This is a genomic window from Bradyrhizobium sp. HKCCYLRH3061 (genome assembly GCF_051168015.1).
Lineage (GTDB): Bacteria > Pseudomonadota > Alphaproteobacteria > Rhizobiales > Xanthobacteraceae > Bradyrhizobium.
On record NZ_JBNPUE010000002.1, the window covers coordinates 419,128 to 436,076 of the forward strand.

The 16,949-nt window shown below is 66.2% G+C and carries 14 protein-coding genes; 10 read left to right on the forward strand and 4 right to left on the reverse strand.

The annotated features are described in order from the left end of the window. Positions 1-87 precede the first annotated feature (87 nt). Complete coding sequence (locus ACQR2C_RS05835; RefSeq protein WP_315801084.1) at positions 88-228, forward strand: hypothetical protein; 141 nt, start codon at positions 88-90, stop codon at positions 226-228. A 98-nt stretch (positions 229-326) separates the two neighbouring features. On the opposite strand, the gene ACQR2C_RS05840 is transcribed toward ACQR2C_RS05835, so the two are convergent. Beyond that, positions 327-1,940 (reverse strand): ABC transporter substrate-binding protein, encoded by a 1,614-nt coding sequence (locus tag ACQR2C_RS05840; RefSeq protein WP_315801085.1) that lies wholly within the window; start codon positions 1,938-1,940, stop codon positions 327-329. Positions 1,941-2,209: 269 nt separating this feature from the next. Here ACQR2C_RS05840 and ACQR2C_RS05845 point away from each other — a divergent pair, with 269 nt between their 5' ends. The 8 genes from ACQR2C_RS05845 to ACQR2C_RS05880 all read left to right on the forward strand — a co-directional run bounded on the left by ACQR2C_RS05845 (position 2,210) and on the right by ACQR2C_RS05880 (position 13,039). Beyond that, positions 2,210-3,340: a M20/M25/M40 family metallo-hydrolase gene (locus ACQR2C_RS05845; protein ID WP_316215986.1), complete on the forward strand. Its 1,131-nt coding sequence runs from the start codon at positions 2,210-2,212 to the stop codon at positions 3,338-3,340. Between the two features lie 391 nt (positions 3,341-3,731). Beyond that, complete coding sequence (locus ACQR2C_RS05850; protein ID WP_315801087.1) at positions 3,732-4,673, forward strand: ABC transporter permease; 942 nt, start codon at positions 3,732-3,734, stop codon at positions 4,671-4,673. 12 nt (positions 4,674-4,685) lie between these two features. Then, positions 4,686-5,576 carry an ABC transporter permease gene (locus tag ACQR2C_RS05855; RefSeq protein ID WP_315801088.1) on the forward strand — a complete coding sequence of 297 codons (891 nt, stop codon included), beginning with the start codon at positions 4,686-4,688 and terminating at the stop codon, positions 5,574-5,576. Between the two features lie 133 nt (positions 5,577-5,709). Further along, positions 5,710-7,356 (forward strand): ABC transporter ATP-binding protein, encoded by a 1,647-nt coding sequence (locus ACQR2C_RS05860; RefSeq protein ID WP_434880676.1) that lies wholly within the window; start codon positions 5,710-5,712, stop codon positions 7,354-7,356. A gap of 248 nt (positions 7,357-7,604) precedes the next feature. Continuing rightward, the gene (locus ACQR2C_RS05865; protein ID WP_434880677.1) at positions 7,605-9,104 is read left to right on the forward strand and encodes a M81 family metallopeptidase; all 1,500 of its coding nucleotides are present in this window, start codon (positions 7,605-7,607) and stop codon (positions 9,102-9,104) included. A 22-nt stretch (positions 9,105-9,126) separates the two neighbouring features. Continuing rightward, positions 9,127-10,290 carry a M20 aminoacylase family protein gene (locus ACQR2C_RS05870; protein WP_434874259.1) on the forward strand — a complete coding sequence of 388 codons (1,164 nt, stop codon included), beginning with the start codon at positions 9,127-9,129 and terminating at the stop codon, positions 10,288-10,290. Positions 10,291-10,355: 65 nt separating this feature from the next. Beyond that, positions 10,356-11,792, forward strand: a complete 1,437-nt coding sequence (locus ACQR2C_RS05875) for an amidase (RefSeq protein WP_315801092.1) — start codon at positions 10,356-10,358, stop codon at positions 11,790-11,792. Between the two features lie 356 nt (positions 11,793-12,148). After that, entirely contained in the window at positions 12,149-13,039 is an 891-nt protein-coding gene (locus tag ACQR2C_RS05880) for a crotonase/enoyl-CoA hydratase family protein (RefSeq protein ID WP_315801093.1), read from the forward strand. 315 nt (positions 13,040-13,354) lie between these two features. Here ACQR2C_RS05880 and ACQR2C_RS05885 read toward each other — a convergent pair whose 3' ends face one another. The 3 genes from ACQR2C_RS05885 to ACQR2C_RS05895 all read right to left on the reverse strand — a co-directional run bounded on the left by ACQR2C_RS05885 (position 13,355) and on the right by ACQR2C_RS05895 (position 15,780). Then, positions 13,355-14,332 (reverse strand): NADPH:quinone oxidoreductase family protein, encoded by a 978-nt coding sequence (locus tag ACQR2C_RS05885; protein ID WP_434880678.1) that lies wholly within the window; start codon positions 14,330-14,332, stop codon positions 13,355-13,357. Then, positions 14,332-14,940, reverse strand: coding sequence for a 2-hydroxychromene-2-carboxylate isomerase (locus tag ACQR2C_RS05890; protein WP_434880679.1), 609 nt, complete (start codon positions 14,938-14,940; stop codon positions 14,332-14,334). The genes ACQR2C_RS05885 and ACQR2C_RS05890 overlap by 1 nt, the downstream gene beginning before the upstream one ends. Positions 14,941-15,072: 132 nt before the next feature. Then, on the reverse strand, positions 15,073-15,780 hold the full coding sequence (locus tag ACQR2C_RS05895) for a glutathione binding-like protein (protein ID WP_434880680.1): 708 nt from the start codon (positions 15,778-15,780) through the stop codon (positions 15,073-15,075). Between the two features lie 137 nt (positions 15,781-15,917). Here ACQR2C_RS05895 and ACQR2C_RS05900 point away from each other — a divergent pair, with 137 nt between their 5' ends. Further along, entirely contained in the window at positions 15,918-16,940 is a 1,023-nt protein-coding gene (locus ACQR2C_RS05900) for a methionine synthase (RefSeq protein ID WP_434880681.1), read from the forward strand. Positions 16,941-16,949 lie beyond the last annotated feature (9 nt).

Consider the following 16,949-nt stretch of genomic DNA (forward strand, 5'->3'; position numbering starts at 1 on the left):
CACATATCGCGATTGCGTCGAACGCGTCCCGCCATCTGGAACTCGGCGGCTCCCGGTCTGTTATGCGCAGCAGCAAGGAGCCTGATGATGCCGAATGAAGTCACCAAACCGCGGGACAGCCGACGTCCGGCCATGCCGATCCGCACCGAGAAGAACCCGTCCCAGGATCAGATCAGCCCGCCCTTGATGGTCGAGGGTCTCGAAGCGGTGCGCGATCCGCACTGCTGAAGGGCGCTCACGCACGGGCGAATGCGGGAACAAAAAAGAGACGCGGCGAAGTTTCCACTTCGCCGCGTCTTTGTTTGCATCACGAGTGCGTTCGCCGCCTACTCGCTCTTGTCGACGTTCCAGAACAGCGGCGTCGCCGGGCCGTCGAGCACGCCGCTCAGCGACTTGCGCCAGCCGCTCGGTACCAGATACTGGCCGAGCGGGATGTAGATCACCTTCTCGTAGTTCAGCTTCTGGATCTCGGTGGCGATCTTCTTCTGCTCGTCGAGCGAGGACGATCGCGCATAGGCGTCGCGCAGCTTCTCGATCTCGGCATCCTCGGCCCAGCCGAACCAGCCGCCCTTTGTGCCACGGCCGCCGACCGAGACGTTCACCACGGGATTGGCGACGTCGGCGCCGACCCAGTTGGTGAAGAACATGTTCCAGCCGCCCTCCTTCACAGGTTTCTGGCTGGCGCGCCGCGTCACCACGGTCTGCCAGTCGGTGGCCTGCAGGTCGACCTTGAAACCGGCCTCGCGCAACAGTTGCGCCGCCACCACGGGCTGCGCCTTCAGGGTGGTGACGTCGCCCGGCGCCATGATCGCGATCGGCGTGCCGTCATAGCCGGACTCGGCAAGCGCCTTCTTGGCTTCCGCCATGCCGTTGCCCTTGATCAGCGTCTCGGCGCCGACGTCGGTCTCGAGCGGCGTGCCGCACACGAACACGGCGCCGCAGATCTTCTGATACTTCTCATTGCCGACCAGCGCGTCGAGCACGTCCTTCTGGTTCAGCGCGAGGAAGGCCGCGCGGCGCACCTTCACGTTGTCGAACGGCGGGTTGAGGAAGTTCATGCGGCCGAGCGTCTGGAAGCCGAACTTGTTCAGCACGTCGATCTTGAGCTCGGAGTTCGCCTCCAGCACCGGCAGCATGTCGTAGGGAAGGTTCTCCATGAAGTCGATGTCGCCTGACTGCAGCGCGTTCACCGCGGTCTGCGCATCCGGCATCGTGATCCACTCGACGCGGTCGACCTTCACCACCTTGCCGCCGGACGTCCAGCTCGCCGGCTCCTTGCGCGGCACGTAGTCGGTGTTCTTCTCGTACACCGCCTTCACGCCCGGCTGGAATTCCGCCTTGACGAATTTGAACGGGCCCGAGCCGATCTGCTCGGGAATCTGCTGGCCCGCCGGCGTCTCGGCGAGACGCTTCGGCATCATGAACGGCACCAGCGAGGACGGCTTGGCGATCGACTCCAGGACGAGTCCATAGGGCTCCTTCAACTTGAGCACGATGGTCTTGGCATCCGCAGCCTCGAGGCTCGCCGTGAAGTCCATCAGCTTCTGGCCCATGCCGTCGTTGCGGCCCCAGCGCTTCAGCGAGGCGACGCAGTCCTCGGCGGTCACCGGCGTGCCGTCATGCCATTTCAGGCCGTCGCGCAGGGTGAAGGTGTAGGTCAGCTTGTCGTCGGAGATCTTCCAATCCGCCATCTGCGGCTGGACCTTGAAATTCGAATCGGTCGCCAGCAGCGTGTCGTAGACCATGTAGCCATGGTCACGGGTGATGTAGGCCGTCGTGAATCCGGGATCGATGACGCGCAGATCCGAATGCATCACCGCCGTGATCGTCTTCTTGCCGGCTGCGATGGCCTGGGTGCTCAGCGCCGTCGAGAGCGAAAGCATGGAAACGGCGAGGCTCGTCGCGAGCGTCAGACGTTTCCAGCGCGGGCTGTGGAACATTACGAGGTCTCCTGAGTGGATGGTTTGACCTGAAACTGATCAGATCCAGACCATTCGTTGGGCGTGCAGATCAATCCTTGTGCGAACTAACATGCTGTAAGTCGCGAGCTTTCGACAGTTGCAGAGGTCGCCTTTCGCGTCAATCCGCATTCAGCGCATGCGGCCCTGGGCTGAGAATGCCGTTAACGTCTGCATAGCTTTCGCTTTACAAGGCGTGCGCAACTCCGTCTCGTGTCATGAGATCGCGACAAAGCCTTGAGAGAGCACAAATGAATCCAGCCCATCTTCCCTTCGATACCGACATCATGCTGCAGGGCTTGCGCGGCTGGGTCGAATGCGAAAGTCCGACCTGGGACGCCGCCGCGGTGGAGCGCATGCTGGATCTTGCCGCGCGCGACATGGCGATCATGGGTGCGACGATCGAGCGCATCGCCGGACGCCAGGGCTTCGCCGGCTGCGTGCGCGCCCGCTTCCCGCACCCGCGGCAGGGTGAGCCGGGCATCCTGATCGCCGGCCACATGGATACCGTTCACCCCGTCGGCACGCTGGCCAAGCTGCCGTGGCGCCGCGAGGGCAACAGATGCTACGGGCCCGGCATCTGCGACATGAAAGGCGGCAACTATCTCTCGCTGGAAGCGATCCGCCAGTTGAGCAAGGCGTCCATCGCGACGCCGCTGCCGATCACCGTCCTGTTCACGCCTGACGAGGAGGTCGGCACGCCCTCGACCCGCGACATCATCGAAGCCGAGGCGCAGCGCAACAAATATGTGCTGGTGCCCGAGCCGGGCCGCCAGGACAATGGCGTGGTGACCGGCCGCTATGCCATCGCCCGCTTCAATCTCGAGGCGATCGGACGTCCGAGCCATGCCGGCGCGCGGCTCGGCGCGGGCCGTTCCGCGATCCGGGAAATGGCGCGACAGATCCTCGCCATCGATGGCATGACGACAGAGGACTGCACCTTCTCGGTCGGCATCGTGCATGGCGGCCAGTGGGTCAATTGCGTCGCCACCACCGCCACCGGCGAAGCGCTCAGCATGGCGAAACGGCAGGCCGACCTCGATCGCGGCGTGGAGCGCATGCTGGCCCTGTCCGGCACCACCGACGACGTGACCTTCAAGGTGACGCGCGGCGTGACGCGGCCGGTGTGGGAGCCGGATTCCGGAACCATGGCGCTGTACGACAAGGCGCGCGGAATCGCCGAGCAGCTCGGCCTGTCGCTGCCGCACGGCTCGGCAGGCGGCGGCTCGGATGGCAATTTCACCGGCGCGCTCGGCATTCCAACCCTCGACGGCCTAGGGGTGCGCGGCACCGACATGCACACTCTGAACGAGCACATCGAGATCGACAGCCTCGCCGAGCGCGGCCGCCTGATGGCGGGACTGCTCGCGACGCTCGACTAGATCGCGGCACGCGACGGCGCGCAGCCCGCATGAGCGTCAGCGACATGCGGGTCCCGCTCGTCGGCGCGGTCGCTGCGCTCGCCCGGGCTACGCTGCGCAGCAGCACGGTTTCATTTTCCGGGACCTGCACGGGGCGAGTGGACAATCACTCCGCAGCGCGCGCATGATGGCATGCGGCTTGCAAAGTTTCCGAGAAGGTTCGCCGCAAAAGTGCTGCGACATTGTTCGCAAATGCGATGGTTCGCGCGGATCACGAACACCGTGTCATCCTGCGCGCAGGAGCGGGCGAGCGCACATCGGAGACCTTGAAAGCGATGGACATCGGTGACATGCACACTCTCTCACGACGTTGCGCGCGTCGCCCCAGCACCATGAAGGCGGTTCTCTCAAGATGATCGGTTATCTGCTTCGCCGCATCCTCGCGTCCATCCCCGTGATGGGCGTGGTGGCGCTGTTCGTCTTTCTCCTGCTGCGGCTGACGCCGGGCGATCCCGCCGCGATTCTCGCCGGCGACAACGCGACTCCGGAGCAGCTCGAGCGCATCCGCATCACGCTCGGCTTGCACGAGCCGCTCTACATCCAGTTCTTCACCTGGATCAATCAGCTGCTGCATGGCGATCTCGGCGTCTCGCTGATCTCGAAGGTGCCGGTGCTGCAGATGATCGGCCAGCGCATCGAGCCGTCGATCTCGGTCGCGATCTCGACCATCATCCTGTCGATCCTCGTCGCCGTCCCGCTCGGCGTCATCGCGGCCTGGAAGCACGGCACCTGGATCGATCGTTTCGTGATGGCGCTCTCGGTGATCGGCTTCTCGGTGCCGGTGTTCGTCATCGGCTACATCCTGATCCAGGTGTTCGCGATCAACCTGCGCTGGGTCCCCGTTCAGGGCTTCAAGAGTCTCAGCGCTGGCTTCGGCCCGTTCTTCGAGCGCATCATCCTGCCGACCTGCGCCTTGTCCTTCATCTATGTCGCACTGATCGCGCGCATGACGCGCGCCGCGATGCTCGATGTGCTCGGCGAGGACTTCGTGCGCACCGCCCGCGCCAAGGGCGTCAGCGAGATCGCGGTGCTGCTGCGGCACGCGCTGCGCAATGCGGCGGTGCCCGTCATCACCGTGATCGGCTCCGGCTTCGCGCTGCTGATCTCCGGCGTCGTGGTCACCGAGAGCGTGTTCAACCTGCCGGGCATCGGCCGCCTCACCGTCGACGCCGTGCTGGCGCGCGACTATCCGGTCATCCAGGGCATGATCCTTCTGACCTCCTTCATCTACCTCGCGGTCAATCTGCTGATCGACCTCGCCTACACCCTGCTCGATCCCCGCATCCGCTACTGAGGCCCTGTTCCGATGGCAATCGTCACCACTCCTGAGCCGTCGATCCCGGTCACCACGCGACTCGGGCCCCGGTTCGGCTTTCTGACCTCGACCCCGATCATCGCCGTGGCCACGGTGTGCCTGTCGCTGATCGTGATCATCTCGATCCTGGCGCCGCTGCTGGCGCCGCACGACCCGGTGCTGCTCGCGCCGGCGCAGCGGCTCAAGCCGTCGAGCGCGCAATATCTTCTCGGCACCGACGCCTACGGCCGCGACCTGTTGTCGCGCACGATCTATGGCGGCCGCATCTCGCTTCTGGTCGGCGTCGGCGCGGCGATCATCTCGATCGCGATCGGCCTGGTGATCGGCCTCGTCTCCGGCTTCTTCCGCTGGGTCGACGCCATCATGATGCGGGTGATGGACGGCCTGATGGCGATCCCGAGCATCCTGCTCGCCATCGCCGTGGTGTCGCTGTCCGGCGCCAGCGTCGGCACCGTGATGATCGCGATCACCATCGTCGAGATCCCGCGCGTCGCTCGCCTCGTCCGCTCCGTCGTGCTGACCGCGCGCGAGGAGCCCTATGTCGAGGCCGCGATTTCATTGGGCACGTCGATGCCCAAGATCATGTGGCGGCACCTGATGCCGAACACGATCGCGCCGCTGATCGTCCAGGGCACCTACATCTGCGCCGCCGCGATTCTCACCGAGGCGATCCTGTCGTTCCTCGGCGCCGGCATCAGCCCGGAGACGCCGACCTGGGGCAACATCATGGCCGAGGGCCGCTCCTACTTCCAGATCAAGCCGTCGCTGATCTTCTGGCCCGGCCTGCTGCTGTCGATCGCGATCCTGTCGATCAACCTGATCGGCGACGCCGCCCGCGACGCGCTCGACCCGCGCATGAAGCAGCGCGAGGCCGGCAAGTGACGGCACCGCTTAGCCCAGATGATCATCTCACTTTTCGTCATTGCGAGCGAAGCGAAGCAATCCAGGGCCACGCCCGCGACTCTGGATTGCTTCGTCGCTTCGCTCCTCGCAATGACGGCGGAGACCTGACCTAATGACCGACACCATCCTCGACATCGACAATCTCGTCGTCACCGTCGGCAAGACGAAGAACCCGAACGGCCCGCGCATCATCGACGGCGTCTCGATCAAGGTCGAGAAAGGCGAGACGCTCTGCGTCGTCGGCGAAAGCGGCTCCGGCAAGTCGGTGACCTCGCTGACCACGATGGGCCTGCTGCCGAAGAACGCGCTGCATGCCGTCGGCGGCAGCGTCAAGCTGGTCGGCGAGGAGCTGCTCACCGCGACCGATCGCCGGTTGCGCGAACTGCGCGCCACCCGAATGGCGATGATCTTCCAGGAGCCGATGACCGCGCTCAATCCGGTCGTGCCGGTGGGCCGCCAGATCGACGAGGTCCTGCGCGCGCATACGTCGCTCGATGCGCGGACGCGGCGCAAGCGCATCCTCGACATGATGGAGCAGGTCCACCTGCCCGACGTCGAGCGCATCTTCGGCTCCTATCCCCATCGCCTGTCCGGCGGCCAGCGCCAGCGCATCATGATCGCGATGGCGCTGGTGCTCGAGCCGAAGCTGCTGATCGCCGACGAGCCGACCACCGCGCTCGACGTCACCACGCAGAAGCAGATCCTCTCGCTGATCCGCGAGCTGCAGCGCGATCACGGCACCGCCGTGCTGTTCATCACCCACGACATGGGCGTGGTCGCCGAGATCGCCGACCGCGTCGCGGTGATGCGCCAGGGGCGCCTGGTCGAGACCGGCGCGCTCGACAAGATCCTGCGCCGCCCCGAGATGGACTACACGCGTAACCTGCTGGCCTCCGTACCCAGCCTGATCCCGCGCCCGCCCCGGCCTGAGAGCACCGAGCCGGTGGTGCTCGAGACCAACGAGCTCGGCAAGGTCTATCGCGAGCGCTCGTTCCTCGGCAAAGCGCGCGAGGTCGTCGCCGCGCAGAACGTCACCCTCACCCTGCGCAAGGGCCGCACGCTCGGCATCGTCGGCGAAAGCGGCTCCGGCAAGTCGACGGTGGCCCGCTGCATCGTCAGGCTGATCGATCCGACCTCCGGCGGCGTCCGCCTCGCCGGCCACGAGATCTCGATCCTGACCCGGCGGCTGCTGCAGCCGCACCGCAAGCGCATCCAGATCGTGTTCCAGGACCCCTACCGCTCGCTCAACCCGCGGCTGACCGTCGGCGAGAGCATCGCCGAGGGGCCGGTCAACTACGGCACCTCGCACGACAAGGCGATGGCGCGGGCGCGCGAACTGCTGGAACTGGTCGGCCTGCCCGCGGACGCGATCTCGCGCTACCCGCACCAGTTCTCCGGCGGCCAGCGCCAGCGCATCGCGATCGCCCGTGCGCTCGCGCTCGATCCGGACGTGCTGGTGGCCGACGAAGCGGTCTCTGCACTGGACGTCTCGGTGCAGGCGCAGGTGCTGGAGCTGCTCGACGAGATCCAGCGCCGCCTCGGCATCGCCATCCTGTTCATCACGCATGACCTGCGCGTTGCCGCGCAGATCTGCGACGACGTCGTCGTGATGCAGAAGGGCCGCATCGTCGAACAGGGCCCGGCCGGCGAGATCCTGACGCATCCGAAGGAGGCCTATACCAGGTCCCTGCTCGAAGCGGCCCCCGGACGGAACTGGGACTTTGCCAACTTCCGGCCGGTGGCGGAAGCGGTGGCGTAGCAGCGCTGCCGTAGCCCGCATGAGCGAAAGCCGGCGCGCGGAACGCGCGGCGGTGCCAGCGACATGCGGGATCTCACGAACTGCGGCGATGAACCCGGATGTCGCTCCCGCCTTCGCCCTTCGGGCGCAGGCGTCCGCTCATCCGGGCTACGCGTTAGCGGCATGCAAAACGGCATCGCTCCATCGCTTGCGTGGGCCGCGAACCCGGGTCTAACGTCATCATACGTTCAACGGCCTGAGGCGAAGTAATGACGCGCGTCGCGATCGGCGGCTTCCTGCACGAGACCAATACATTCGCTCCGACGAAAGCGGACTACGACGCGTTCATGCATGGCGGCGGCCGCGGCTCGATCGTTGATGCGACCTCCGTGCTCACGACGATGCGCGGCATCAATGCCGGCCAGGCCGGCTTCATCGCGGTCGCGGAAGCGAACGGCTGGAAGATCGTTCCCACCATCGCCTGTGCGGCGAGCCCCTCCGCACATGTCACCCGGGATGCGTTCGAGCGCATCACGACCACGATGGTCGATCGCATCAGGGCTGCCGGGCCGCTCGACGGCGTCTATCTCGATCTGCACGGCGCGATGGTGACCGAGCATCTCGACGACGGCGAAGGCGAGATCCTCGCCCGCGTCCGCAAGGTGATCGGCCCGCACGTGCCGCTGGTCGCGAGCCTCGACCTGCACGCCAACGTCACGCCCGAGATGATGGCGCATGCGGATGCGCTGATCGCCTATCGCAAATATCCACACACCGACATGGCCGACACCGGACGCGCGTCGGCGGAGCATCTCGCGCTGCTGCTGCGGTCGAAAGAGCCGCTTGCCAAGGCGTTCCGGCAGTTGCCGTTCCTGATCCCGATCAGCTGGCAGTGCACCAACGACCAGCCGACCAAGGGCATCTACGAGAAGCTCGCGGCGCTGCAGAGCGAGGCGGTGCCGACGCTGTCCTTCGCGCCCGGCTTTCCCGCCGCCGATTTCGCCCATTGCGGCCCGAGCGTGTTCGCCTATGGCCGTACGCAGGCCGACGCGGATGCCGCGGCGGATGCGATCGCGGCGATCGTCACCGGCCACGAGGATGATTTCGACGGCCGCATCTACGCGCCCGATGACGGCGTGCGCCATGCCATGACGCTGGCGAAGACGGCGACGCGCCCGATCGTGATCGCCGACACCCAGGACAATCCCGGCGCCGGCGGCGATTCCGACACCACCGGCATGTTGCGCGCGCTGGTGCGCAACCGCGCCAGCCGTGCCGCGATCGGCATGATCTACGATCCGCAGGCGGCGCTCGCCGCCCATGCAGCCGGCGAAGGGGCCACCGTGACGCTGTCGCTCGGCGGCAAGAGCGGCATTCCCGGCGATGCGCCGTTCGAGGAAAGCTTCATCGTCGAGAAGATTTCCGACGGCCGTTTCGTCGCGCCCGGCCCATTCTACGGCGGTCGCAAGATGGAGATGGGACCGTCCGCGGCACTGCGCATCGGCGACGTCAGGGTCGTGGTGGCCTCGCACAAGTCCCAGCTCGCCGACCAGGAAATGTATCGCTTCGTCGGCATCGAGCCGACCGAACAGGCCATTCTCGTCAACAAGAGCTCGGTGCATTTCCGCGCCGATTTCGAACCGATCGCCGAACATCTCCTGATCTGCGCCGCGCCCGGCGCGATGCCCGCCGATCCCTCCACCCTGCCCTGGACCAGCTTGCGTCGGGGCATCCGCCTCAAGCCGAACGGCCCGGCGTTCAAAGCATAAACCTCTCAACGGAAACGCACCCATGCCGACCATCGATCGCATCCAAGGTTACGCCGACGAGCTCACCGCCATCCGCCGCGACCTGCACGCCCATCCCGAGATCGGCTTCGAGGAGACGCGCACCTCCGGGATCGTCGCCGAGAAGCTCGCGCAATGGGGCATCGAGGTGCATCGCGGCCTCGGCGGCACCGGGGTGATCGGCGTCCTCAAGGGCAAGAACGACAGCGGCAGGAAGATCGGCCTGCGCGCCGACATGGACGCGCTGCCGATGGAGGAGAACACCAACCTGCCGTGGCGCTCGACCATCCCCGGCCGCTTCCACGGCTGCGGCCATGACGGCCACACCACGATGCTGCTCGGCACGGCGCGCTATCTCGCCGAGACCCGCAACTTCGACGGCACCGTGCACTTCATCTTCCAGCCGGCGGAGGAAGGACTCGGCGGCGCACGCGCGATGATCAAGGATGGCCTGTTCCAGAAGTTTCCCTGCGACGAACTCTACGGCCTTCACAATGCGCCGGACCTGGAGCACGGCGAGATCGCGATCCTGCCCGGCCCTGCCATGGCCGGCGCCGACTTCTTCGACATCCGGATCTCCGGCTACGGCGCCCACGGCGCGATGCCCGAGCGCTCCAAGGACGCGGTGGTGATTGCCACCAGCGTGGCCCAGGCGATCCAGACCATCGTCAGCCGCAACGTCGAGCCGCTGCAGGCCGCCGTGGTCTCGATCACCCAGATCCATGCCGGCTCGGCCTACAACGTCATTCCCGGCGATGCCTGGCTGTGCGGCACCGTGCGTGCGTTCTCCGACCCCGTGCGCGCGCTGGTGCGCGAGCGCATGCGCGCGATCTGCGCCGGCATGGCGGCGGCGTTCAATTGCGAGATCGATGTCGACATCCGTGACACGTTCAGCGTCCTGGTGAACCAGGAGGAGCAGTCCAAGGTGGTCGAGGAAGTCGCGCGCACCGTGGTCGAGCCGTCCAAGGTGCTGACCCGCTCGACGCCGAAGATGGGCAGCGAGGATTTCGCCGACATGCTGCAGACCATCCCGGGCGCCTATTTCTGGGTCGGCCATGACGGCTCGGTGCCGGTGCACAATCCCGGCTACGTGCTCGACGACAAGATCCTGCCGATCGGCGCCAGCATGTTCGCCCGCATCATCGAGACGCGCCTTAAGGCAGCCTAGCGCGACTGACATACGTCAATGAGCGGGCGGCAGATCGAGATGAACTTCGGCGTGGGAGCACCAGCATGCACAAGCCCGTCTCGGACGACATCACCTCGCTTCACGATCTCTCCGCCGTCGACCTGATCGCCGGCTACCGCGCGCGCCAGTTCTCGCCGTCCGAGGTGATGGACGAGGTGCTGGCGCACGTGGCGGCGTGGGAGCCTGATATCAAGGCGCTGTACCTGCTCGACACCGACGCCGCGCGAGCGGCGGCGAAAGCCTCGACCGAGCGCTGGGCCAATGACGAGCCGGCCGGCGTGCTCGACGGCGTACCGGCGACGGTGAAGGACAATCTCGCCACCAAGGGCCAGCCGATGCCGCTCGGCGCAGCCAGCGTCACGCGCACGCCGCTCGCCGCCGACGCGCCGCCGGTGGCGCGGCTGCGCGAGGCCGGCGCGATCATCTTCGCCAAGACCACGATGCCCGACTACGGCATGCTGTCGTCGGGCCTGTCGAGCTTCCATCCGCTGACGCGCAATCCATGGGATCTCCGCATGAACCCCGGCGGTTCGAGCGCCGGTGCGGGTGCCGCAGCCGCCGCGGGCTACGGTCCGCTGCATGTCGGCACCGACATCGGCGGTTCGATCCGGCTGCCCGCGTCGTGGTGCGGCCTCGTCGGCCTCAAGCCGAGCTTCGGCCGCGTGCCGATCGATCCGCCCTATGTCGGCCGCGTTGCCGGCCCGATGACACGCATCGTCGACGATGCCGCGCTGATGATGAGCGTGCTGTCCAAGCCGGACAGGCGCGACGGCACCAGCCTGCCGCCCTCGGACCTGCACTGGAAGATCGCGGAGAAGCCGGTGCGCAAGCTGCGCATCGGCCTGATGCTCGATCTCGGCGGCGTCGGCCAGCCGCTCGAGGAGCCGGTGCGCGCGACGACGCTGGCGGCCGCCAGAGCGTTCGAGGACGCCGGCGCCGTAATCAGCGAGGTCAAGGGCTTCCTGACGCGCGAGATGCTCGACGGTCTCGACAATTTCTGGCGTGCGCGGCTGTGGGACGATCTGGCGCGGCTGGCGCCCGAGGTGCGCGCCAAGACCCTGCCCTACATCCTGCAATGGGCCGAGCGCGGCGCCGCGCTCTCCGGCGTCGAAGTCGTCAGAGGCTTCAACGTCACGATGGCGCTACGCGCCGCCGCAGCAAGACTGTTCTGCGACTACGACTACATCATCTCGCCGGTCTCGCCCGGCGTGAAATTCCCCGCCGAGTTCGCCTCGCCGGTCAACGACCCGCAGGCGCCGTTCGAGCACATCACCTACACCGTACCGTGGAACATGTCGGAGAACCCGGCGATCTCCGTCAATGCCGGCTACGACTCCGACGGCTTCCCGATCGGCCTGCAGATCGTCGGCCGCCGCTTCGACGATGTCGGCGTGCTCGGGATGGCCAAGACGTTCGAGGGATTACGCGGCGAGCAGCGGCCATGGCCAAAGGCTCCGGCTTCACAACCATCCGCCCATTAGACGACGAGCTATCCCCACGCGTGAGCGCGGATTATCACTGCGACGTCGCCCATTGAAACAAGATGACGCTGCGTTATCAGCGAGTCTTGGGTGCAGGAATGGGCGAGTTGCCTTACGCCCTTCCATGCTGCGGAATGATTTATCGGGTCTTTGCCGCCGCGCAACGCTGAACTATTGTGGTCACGTCGCGGGTCTTAGTTTGTGTCGTCATTCCGGGGCGTGCGAAGCACGAACTCGGAATCCATACTCACGATCGTGGTTATGGATTCCGGGCTCACGCCCTTCGGGCGTGCCCCGGAATGACGGCGGGATTTTTGGCTCGCCTAACTAATAACAACAGCGGACCAGGAAACCCCATGGCCTACCAGACCATTCTCTATGACGTCGTCGACAAGATCCTCACCATCACGCTCAACCGGCCGGAGAAGCTCAACGCCTTCACCGGCACCATGATGGAGGAGCTGATCGACGCCTTCGATCGCGCCGACAAGGACGACGGCGTCCGGGCGATCATCGTCACCGGGTCGGGCCGCGCGTTCTGCGCCGGTGCAGACCTTTCGTCTGGTGCCGACACCTTCGACCGCGATGCCAAGCGCGGTCCGGTGAAGCGCCATGCCGACGGTCGCGTCGACTATTCCGATCCGCAGGTGCGCGACGGCGGCGGCCAGGTGACGTTGCGGATCTTCAAGTCGCTGAAGCCGGTGATTGCCGCGGTGAACGGTCCCGCCGTCGGCATCGGCGTCACCATGCAGCTTGCGATGGACATCCGCATTGCCTCGGACGCTGCACGGTTCGGCTTCGTGTTCTCCCAGCGCGGCATCGTGCCGGAGGCGGCGTCGAGCTGGTTCCTGCCACGCATCGTCGGCATCTCGCAGGCGCTGGAATGGTGCTACACCGGCCGCGTGTTTCCGGCGCAGGAGGCGCTCGCCGGCCGCCTCGTCAGCAAGGTCGTGCCGCCGGATGATCTGCTGCCGACCGCCCGAGCGCTTGCGCGCGAGATCGCGGAGAAGACCGCGCCGGTGTCGATCGCGCTGATCCGCCAGATGATGTGGCGCATGATGGGCGCCGACGATCCGATGGAGGCGCACAAGGTCGACAGCCGCGGCATCTACGCGCGCGGCCGCTCCGACGACGTCAAGGAAGGCGTGGTGTCCTTCCTGGAGAAGCGCCCGGCGCAGTTCAAGAACACGGTGACGGCCGATATGCCGGATTATTTTCCGTGGTGGGACGAGCGGGAGTACAAGTAGTCGTCCGTCATTGCGAGGAGCAAACGGGTCCGCGCAAAGCGCGGCCCGATGACAGGCTCCACGACGAAACAATCCAGAGTCCCGTCTTAGCCCTGGATTGCTTCGCTTCGCTCGCAATGACGGCGAGCGGTGCCAACCCCACCCTCGGTGTCGTCCCGGACAAGCGCGCGGCACGGCGCGCGCCGATCCGGGACCCATAACCACAGGGCGCTGTTTGGCGAAGAACGACGTTCAGGGTGCCACAAGAGAGATCACGCGGTATGGGTCCCGGCTCAAGGCCGGGACGACACCGGTGGTTTGGCGCCGCTGTGTGCCTCAGTCCATCACCAGCGCGACCCGACCGATCGCCTTGCGATCGATCAACAGCCGCATCGCCGCGGCGTAGTCCGCGAACGGCACGCGATGGGAGACGTTCGGCCGCAGCTTGCCCTGCTCAGCGAACTCCAGCAGCGCCGCCATGCGGCGCTGGCCCAGCTCGGGATCCTTCCGCACCGCCTCGCCGGCACGGACGCCGAGCACGCTGGCGCCCTTCATCAGGATCAGATTGGTGCGTGCGAGCCCGATGCCGCCGGTGAAGCCGATCACCAGCAGCCGCGCGCCCCAGGCGATGCAGCGCACGCTGTTCTCGAACACCTCGCCGCCGACGGGATCGAACACGACGTCGACGCCGCGGCCATCGGTGATGCGCTTGACGGCATCACGGAACGGCTCGCGCGCATAGAGCACCAGGTGATCGGCGCCGCGCGCGCGTGCCACCGCGAGTTTCTCCTCCGACGACGCCGCCGCGATCACGGTCGCGCCCAGGAGCTTGCCGATCTCGACGGCGGCAAGGCCGACGCCACCGCCGGCGCCATGCACCAGCAGCGTCTCGCCGGGCCCGAGCTGGCCGCGATCGACCAGCGCGTGATGAGCGGTGCCGTGGCCGGCCAGATAGGTCGCGCCTTCAGCATAGTCGAAGGTCGACGGCAGCGGCGTGAGCTGGCTCCCGGCCACCACCGCCTCCTCGGCGTAAGCGCCGAAGCGCATCCGGACGATGACCTTGTCGCCGACGGCATGGCCGGTCGCGGCCGCGCCGACCGCGATGACGTCGCCGGCCGCCTCCACGCCGGGCGTGAACGGCAGCTCCGGCTTGAGCTGATACTCGCCCGCCGCCATCAGGATGTCCGGGAAATTGATGCCGGCCGCGCGGATCTTAACCCGCACCTCGCCCTCGGCCAGCGGGCGTGGCGGAAGGTCTTCGAGCTTCAGCTTCTCCGGCGGCCCGAGCTCGCGGCAGACGATCGCCCGCGGCATCAGCTGGCGCGCCCCTTCGCCCTCGCCAGCGCTTCACGGATCAGCGGCAGGCGGTCGTTGCCGAAATACATGTCGTTGACATCGACGAAGATGGTCGGCGAGCCGAAGCCGCCGCGCTTGACGACCTCCTCGGTGTTGATGCGCAGCTGGTCCTTGATGCCCTGCTGCGCGATCCCGTCGAAGAACGCCTTCGGATCGATGCCGACGCGCCGGCACACCTCGGCCAGCACCGCATCCTGCGAGATGTCCTGGTCCTCGCCCCAATAGATCTCGAACACGGCCCGCGCGAACGGCACCATGTCCTGGCCGAGCCAGATGCAGCCGCGCATCGCCTTGACGCTGTTCACAGGGAACACCGATGGCGGCATCTTGATCTTGAGCCCGGCCGAGCGGGACCAATCGCCGAGGTCCTTCAGCATGTAGGCCGCCTTGGCCGGCACCGGCTTCTCGCGCTGCGCATAGACGCTGGGATTGACGGTGTTGAAGATGCCGCCGACCAGGATCGGCCGCCAGACGATGTCGACGTCGAATTCCTGCGCGAGCGGCTGGATGTTGTGGAAGGCGAGATAGGTCCAGGGGCTGGAGCAGTCGAAGAAGAATTCGATCATGGATGATTTCCGTTCTGGCTGTTTTTCCTCATCCTGAGGAGCGCGCACTGCGCGCATCTCGAAGGATGAGGCCCGCGTCGTGGCCTCATGGTTCGAGACGCGCCTGCGGCGCTCCTCACCATGAGGGTTTTCTTATGAACCTCGTTCGATCATCTCTTTCGCCCGCGCGCCGAACATCACATGACGCGACTGCTCGTCGAACGGCTCCTTGACGAACTTGCCGATCGCCAGCCCCGCCTGCAGCTTCGGCCGCGCGCGCAACACCGCGTACCAGCGCTTGATGCCGGGATAGTCGTCGAGCGTAAACCCCTGGGCCTTGTGCGTCATCATCCACGGAAAGCAGGCGATGTCGGCGATCGAATAGTCGTCGCCGGCGACGTAGGCGCCGGTCTTGCCGAGCTGCACGTCGAGCACGTGGAACAGCCGTGCGACCTCATCACGATAGCGCTGGATCGCATAAGGGACCTTCTCGGCCGCATACAGCGCGAAATGGCCGTGCTGCCCCATCATCGGCCCCAGTCCGGCCATCTGCCACATCACCCATTGGATGACACGCGAGCGCGCCCGCATCTCCGAGGGGAGGAAACGGCCGGTCTTGTCGGCAAGATAGATCAGGATCGCGCCGGTCTCGAACACCGGGAACGGTGCGCCGCCATCGGCCGGCGCGTGATCGACGATCGCGGGAATCCGGTTGTTCGGGCTGATCGCCAGGAAGTCCGGCTTGAACTGGTCGCCGGCGCGGATGTCGACGGGAATGACGGTATAGGGCAGCCCGAGTTCCTCGAGCATGATCGAGATCTTCCAGCCGTTCGGCGTCGGCGCGTAATGGAGATCGATCATCCTTCCCCGATTCCTTCCCCGGACCATTATGCCGCGCTGCGGAACATGCGCGGCGGCTTCGTTCTTCTGTACGTGAAGGGTAAGCCATGGCAGACAGGCGCTCAAGCTTGACCGCCCCTCAGCCGGAGAGTTCGACCATGCTGTTTCCATCGACCATCGCAGGATCGCTGCCCAAGCCGGAATGGCTGGCCGAGCCGAACGTGCTGTGGGCGCCGTGGAAGTCCAAGGGCGACGAGCTGGCGCGCGCCAAGCGTGATGCCACCATCCTGGCACTGAAGCTGCAGGAGGATTCCGGCATCGACATCCTCACCGAGGGTGAACAGTCGCGGCAGCATTTCGTGCACGGATTCCTGGAACGTGTCGAAGGCATCGACTTCGCCCACAAGGTCGAGATGGGCATCCGCAAGGACCGCTACAAGGCGATGGTGCCGCAGGTGGTGGCGCCGCTCTCGCTGAAGGGCCGCGTCCATGGCGACGAGGCGCGGATCGCACGCACGCACACGACGCGTGCCGTGAAGTTCACCCTGCCCGGCCCGATGACCATCATCGACACCATCGCCGACAACTACTACGGCGACCGCGTCAAGATGGCGTTCGCCTTCGCCGAGCTGCTGAACCAGGAGGCCAAGGCGCTGCACGACGACGGCATCGACATGATCCAGTTCGACGAGCCCGCCTTCAACGTCTACATGGACGAGGTGCGCGACTGGGGCATCAAGGCGCTGGAGCGCGCCGCCGAAGGCCTGACCTGCCCGACCGCCGTGCACATCTGCTATGGCTACGGCATCAAGGCCAACACCGACTGGAAGGAGACGCTGGGCGGCGAGTGGCGGCAATACGAGGAGACCTTCCCCGTGATCGACGCCAGCACGATCCAGCAGGTCGCCGTCGAGTGCCGCAATTCGAAGGTGCCGATCGAGCTGCTCGGCCTGCTCAAGAACAAGATCGTGCAGGCCGGCGTCATCGACGTCGCCAGCGACGCGATCGAGACCGCCGAGGACGTCTGCAAGACCCTCGAGGACGTCATGAAGGTGGTGCCGAAGGAGAACATCATCGCCACCACGAATTGCGGCATGGCGCCGATGCGGCGCGAGGTCGCCGAGGCGAAGCTGATGGCGCTGGGCACAGGGGCCAAGCTGGCACGGCAGCGGTTCGCCTAAGTCCACGTC

What these genes read in the sequence shown, in the direction of transcription:
- ACQR2C_RS05835 (WP_315801084.1), top strand. Translation starts at nt 88, where the DNA reads ATGCCGAATGAAGTCACCAAACCGCGGGACAGCCGACGTCCGGCCATG.
- ACQR2C_RS05840 (WP_315801085.1), bottom strand. Translation starts at nt 1,940, where the DNA reads ATGTTCCACAGCCCGCGCTGGAAACGTCTGACGCTCGCGACGAGCCTC.
- ACQR2C_RS05845 (WP_316215986.1), top strand. Translation starts at nt 2,210, where the DNA reads ATGAATCCAGCCCATCTTCCCTTCGATACCGACATCATGCTGCAGGGC.
- ACQR2C_RS05850 (WP_315801087.1), top strand. Translation starts at nt 3,732, where the DNA reads ATGATCGGTTATCTGCTTCGCCGCATCCTCGCGTCCATCCCCGTGATG.
- ACQR2C_RS05855 (WP_315801088.1), top strand. Translation starts at nt 4,686, where the DNA reads ATGGCAATCGTCACCACTCCTGAGCCGTCGATCCCGGTCACCACGCGA.
- ACQR2C_RS05860 (WP_434880676.1), top strand. Translation starts at nt 5,710, where the DNA reads ATGACCGACACCATCCTCGACATCGACAATCTCGTCGTCACCGTCGGC.
- ACQR2C_RS05865 (WP_434880677.1), top strand. Translation starts at nt 7,605, where the DNA reads ATGACGCGCGTCGCGATCGGCGGCTTCCTGCACGAGACCAATACATTC.
- ACQR2C_RS05870 (WP_434874259.1), top strand. Translation starts at nt 9,127, where the DNA reads ATGCCGACCATCGATCGCATCCAAGGTTACGCCGACGAGCTCACCGCC.
- ACQR2C_RS05875 (WP_315801092.1), top strand. Translation starts at nt 10,356, where the DNA reads ATGCACAAGCCCGTCTCGGACGACATCACCTCGCTTCACGATCTCTCC.
- ACQR2C_RS05880 (WP_315801093.1), top strand. Translation starts at nt 12,149, where the DNA reads ATGGCCTACCAGACCATTCTCTATGACGTCGTCGACAAGATCCTCACC.
- ACQR2C_RS05885 (WP_434880678.1), bottom strand. Translation starts at nt 14,332, where the DNA reads ATGCCGCGGGCGATCGTCTGCCGCGAGCTCGGGCCGCCGGAGAAGCTG.
- ACQR2C_RS05890 (WP_434880679.1), bottom strand. Translation starts at nt 14,940, where the DNA reads ATGATCGAATTCTTCTTCGACTGCTCCAGCCCCTGGACCTATCTCGCC.
- ACQR2C_RS05895 (WP_434880680.1), bottom strand. Translation starts at nt 15,780, where the DNA reads ATGATCGATCTCCATTACGCGCCGACGCCGAACGGCTGGAAGATCTCG.
- ACQR2C_RS05900 (WP_434880681.1), top strand. Translation starts at nt 15,918, where the DNA reads ATGCTGTTTCCATCGACCATCGCAGGATCGCTGCCCAAGCCGGAATGG.